The sequence below is a fragment of the Planktotalea sp. genome (assembly GCF_049680325.1).
Classification (GTDB): domain Bacteria; phylum Pseudomonadota; class Alphaproteobacteria; order Rhodobacterales; family Rhodobacteraceae; genus Planktotalea.
The window spans coordinates 1-3,899 of record NZ_JBAUHO010000254.1; the positions used below are offsets into that span (position 1 = coordinate 1).

Consider the following 3,899-nt stretch of genomic DNA (forward strand, 5'->3'; position numbering starts at 1 on the left):
CCATCGACCATGATTGTCCCGCTATCAGGCGTCACAAGACCCAGCACCGATTTCAGCGCCACGGACTTACCCGTGCCAGAGCCACCGATGATAACCATCGAAGTGCCGCGCGCGATTTCAAGATCAACGCCGCGAAGGACATGATTGTCACCAAAGGACTTTTTGACGTTTGAGAGCGTAATCATAGCGAGAAGAACACCCCTGTCAGAACGAAGTTGGCCGCCAGTATCAGGATCGCGGCCGCTTCGACCGAGCCCTTGGTTGCCGCGCCCACGCCTTGCGCACCGCGCCCGGAGTTCATGCCGTAATAGCAGCCCATCAACGTCGCGATGACGCCAAAGACCGCACCTTTTGCGAGCGAGGATGCAACGTCGCGCAGTTCCAGAAAATCGACCGTGTTCACAAGGTAGGTCGAGGCGTTGAACCCCAGCGTTCCTGTTGCCACCGCATAGCCGCCTAAAATGCCAATGATATCGCCGATGCCCACCAGAAATGGCACGCAAATCAACCCTGCGAGCACGCGCGGTACAGTCAGATATTGCATAGGATGGGTGGAGAGGGTGACAAGTGCGTCGATCTGTTCGGTCACCTTCATGGTCGCAATTTCAGCTGCGATGGATGAGGTCACGCGCGCTGCGATCATCAGGCCGACCAGGACGGGGCCAAGTTCGCGCACCATGCCGATTGCTACGATCTGTGGCACGACGGCTTCGGCGTTAAAGCGCGATCCGCCCGCGTAGATCTGCAAGGCCAATGCGCCGCCCGTGAAGATCGCCGTCAACCCGATAACTGGCAGGGATAGCCAACCCACATTCATGACCGCAATGCCAAGTTCGCGTAGATAAAAGGGGCGGCGGAACATGTGCCGCAATGTGGCGAATGCATAAAGCGAGATCCGACCAAGCGCAGCAAGCAGGCTCAAAGTAGCGGCACCTAGCGCACCAAGGGCTCGCAGCACAGTGCTCATCCGACATACCGCCTTGAATAACGCGCACCAAGCGACGTGAGGATTTCATAGCCGATAGAACCTGCGTTCTCAGCAAGCGTATCGACGGTTTGATTAGGGCCAAGCAGTTCGAGCGCCGAAGGAATGTCTTTGGCATCTGTGATGTCGACGCAGATGCTATCCATCGAAATACGCCCCGCAATCGGAACGCGGACACCGTTTGCAAACAATTGGGTGTTCGGCCCCATCGCGCGCAGGATGCCATCAGCATAACCACTGGCGACGGTCGCGATACGGCTGTCACGCTTGGCAATCCATGTGTTGCCATACCCCACGCTTTCGCCTGTCAGCACGTCGCGGATCTGGATGATCGGCAGATCAATGGCAACCACAGGGGCGGCGTGTTCAAATGGCAACGCGCCATAAAGGCCAATGCCGGGGCGGGTCACGTCGAAATGATAATCCTCGCCCAGCAATATCCCGCCCGTCGCGGCAAGCGAGCGGGGGGCATCTATGCCGTCGGTCATGTCTGTAAAGGCTGCCAACTGCTGCGCATTCATCGGATGATCCGGCTCGTCCGCGCAGGCAAGATGGGACATGACCAACTGGGGGTTTTGCGGCAAAACAAGGCTTCGCACGGCCTCCCATTCGCCCGCTTCCATGCCCAAACGGTTCATGCCCGTATCAAGCTGGATGCCAAAGGGCGTGGCCGGAAGCGCCTCGAAATGGCGCAGCATTTGATCGATCGAGCTGAGCAGGGGGATCAAACCAAGATCGCCGATCATATCGGTATCACCCGACATGTGACCCGAGAGCACGTAAATCTCTGGCTCCGGGCCAAGCGCTTGACGAATGTCTGCGCCTTCCTCGGCGGCCGCAACAAAGAATTTGCGCGCACCGCTCTGCGCAAGGCGGCGCGCCGCGCGGCCGATGCCCGTTCCATAGGCGTCGGCTTTGACAACCGCGCCGGTTTCGGCCGCGCTCATAGCGTCCAGCGCGCGCCAGTTCGCCGCCATCGCGGCCAGATCAATTGTTAATGTACCTGTGCTCATGGCTACGGTGTTTGGCACGGCCAGCCTGCACGTCAAGGGTAAAAGGGCAAAGCGGGGCGCGTCGCTTGGCTTTGGCTCTGTCAGTACAACGGATGAGACGCGATGCCTTGCACGCGTCTCATCAGGGCAAAGTGTTATGTGCGCCTATAGAATGAAGTCTGCGCCAGTCAGCACATCCACATTGTTCAGCTCGATCCGCATGTCGGTGCTGCCATCACCATCCACATCGACCTTAAGCCGCGCACCCGAGCCAGTGAGCTGATAGCGCACTTCCGCGCCAGTTCCTGAAAAGCTGTCCGTGCCGATAAAGGTAAAGCTGTCGATGGCGGAGAAATCAAGCACAACAAGGCCGCTTTGGAAATCGAGAATGGTGTCAAAATCAGAAGTGCTGCTGTCGCTTTGAGCGGTAAAGACGAAAGCGTCAGCGCCGGAATTTCCGCGCATTTCATCAGCGGCACTGCCGCCTGTAATCGTGTCATCGCCTGCGCCGCCATAGATCACATCGGCACCAGAATTCCCCGACAAATCGTCATTGCCCGCGCCGCCGCGCAATTCATCACCCGCACCGCCGCCTGTGATGGTATCATCACCCGCGCCGCCCACGATCAAATCTGCGCCGCCGTCGCCTTCAAGCTCGTCGTTACCTGAATGGCCGTATATCGTATCGTCCTGGCTGCCGCCAAAGATAGCGTCATCGCCTGATCCACCGCGAATATCATCCTCGCCGTCGTCACCAAAAAGCATGTCATCGCCGCCGCGACCAAAAAGGGTATCATTATCGTCGCCGCCAAAGAAAGAATCGTTTAGCTCGCCGCCCTTGAGAACGTCCATGCCAGCCTCGCCATTCACATTACCAATGACGCTGCCGCTATAGACCCCGGTGTAGCTGTCCGCGCCAGTCCCGAGATTGACATCACCAACAATCAATCCGCTGTTGGACACATGTTCCATGCCAACGCCGCCCTGAATTCCCGCTACGCCGCCGTGAATTGTGCCATGATTCTGAATGTTGATTACTGTGCTGCCGCCCGTGTCAAAATTAACGACGCCATATGCGCCGCCCGTGATCTGGCCAAAGTTGTTCAACGTTGCGAGGCTGCCTGAAAAATTTGAGATGTAGACGACGCCAGAGCCATCCTGCGCCGTTGTGCCGATTATCCCGCCAGCAAGATTGGTGACGACAGATGCATCACCGCGCACGCTTATGCCGTTTTCATCGTAGTCAACCGTTGTCCCGGCCTCGTTACCCATGATCGTTCCGCTATTCACGATCGAAGAGGACGCGTCCCAGAGCAGGGCACCAGTCACGCCCGAAATCTGGCCCGTGTTGTTCAGCGTGGAGGTCGCCTCGCCAAAGAAAACCCCGTACATGTCGGTACCTGTGACAGTGCCGTGGTTCGTAAAATAAGCATTTTCGCCCTCGAAATCCACGGCACCCGTACTGCCATTCACGTGTGTTCCGATAACAGTACCCGTTTGGGTCACTGTCACGGTGATATCATCTCCTAGTAGAAGCACAGCTTCGTCGTCTGCGGCAACGGCGCGTGGCGCAGGCTTTAGTTGCACTCGGGTATTTCAGAGCAGGCGCTCACTGCGATTTTGGCCAACATCCGTGCGACAGGGTCGGTTAGCGCGGTTTCAGAGCCAATACTCGCGCAAATAAAGGGCGCATGGAGCGTCAAAGCGCCCTCCATCACTGGACCCCAACTCGGGTCGGCAGCGCTGGTTTCTTCGGCGGTGTAGATCAGATGGGTGACATAGGCCTCATAAGCGATCTGTTCTGTTTCGCTAAACGCGGGGCAGGTGCCCGGATCGCTGAACTGGGGGTATTGCATCGAAAGCGCCAGATGTTCGCGGTAAAGATCACGCGCGCCTTGCTCTTGGGTTTGCGCGTGCGACGC

5 protein-coding genes are annotated in these 3,899 nt (G+C 57.8%); all 5 read right to left on the minus strand.

Annotated features, from left to right (window positions below; translation table 11 throughout):
- Window positions 1-185, minus strand: a 185-nt coding sequence (locus WBC85_RS11535) for an ATP-binding cassette domain-containing protein (protein WP_424437023.1), incomplete at its 3' end; no start/stop codon positions are given.
- Window positions 182-967 carry an MlaE family ABC transporter permease gene (locus WBC85_RS11540; RefSeq protein WP_424437026.1) on the minus strand — a complete coding sequence of 262 codons (786 nt, stop codon included), beginning with the start codon at window positions 965-967 and terminating at the stop codon, window positions 182-184. The genes WBC85_RS11540 and WBC85_RS11535, both read right to left, overlap by 4 nt.
- Complete coding sequence (alr, locus tag WBC85_RS11545) at window positions 964-1,998, minus strand: alanine racemase (RefSeq protein ID WP_424437029.1); 1,035 nt, start codon at window positions 1,996-1,998, stop codon at window positions 964-966. The genes WBC85_RS11540 and alr overlap by 4 nt, the downstream gene beginning before the upstream one ends.
- Before the next feature lie 144 nt (window positions 1,999-2,142).
- Window positions 2,143-3,516, minus strand: coding sequence for a calcium-binding protein (locus tag WBC85_RS11550; protein WP_424437032.1), 1,374 nt, complete (start codon window positions 3,514-3,516; stop codon window positions 2,143-2,145).
- Window positions 3,517-3,554: 38 nt separating this feature from the next.
- Window positions 3,555-3,899 (minus strand): hypothetical protein (locus WBC85_RS11555; RefSeq protein ID WP_424437035.1); only part of this gene is annotated, 345 nt, incomplete at its 5' end.

Excerpts from the sequence above, each read along its gene's own strand:
- WBC85_RS11540 (WP_424437026.1), bottom strand. The coding sequence starts at position 967 with ATGAGCACTGTGCTGCGAGCCCTTGGTGCGCTAGGTGCCGCTACTTTG.
- alr (WP_424437029.1), bottom strand. The coding sequence starts at position 1,998 with ATGAGCACAGGTACATTAACAATTGATCTGGCCGCGATGGCGGCGAAC.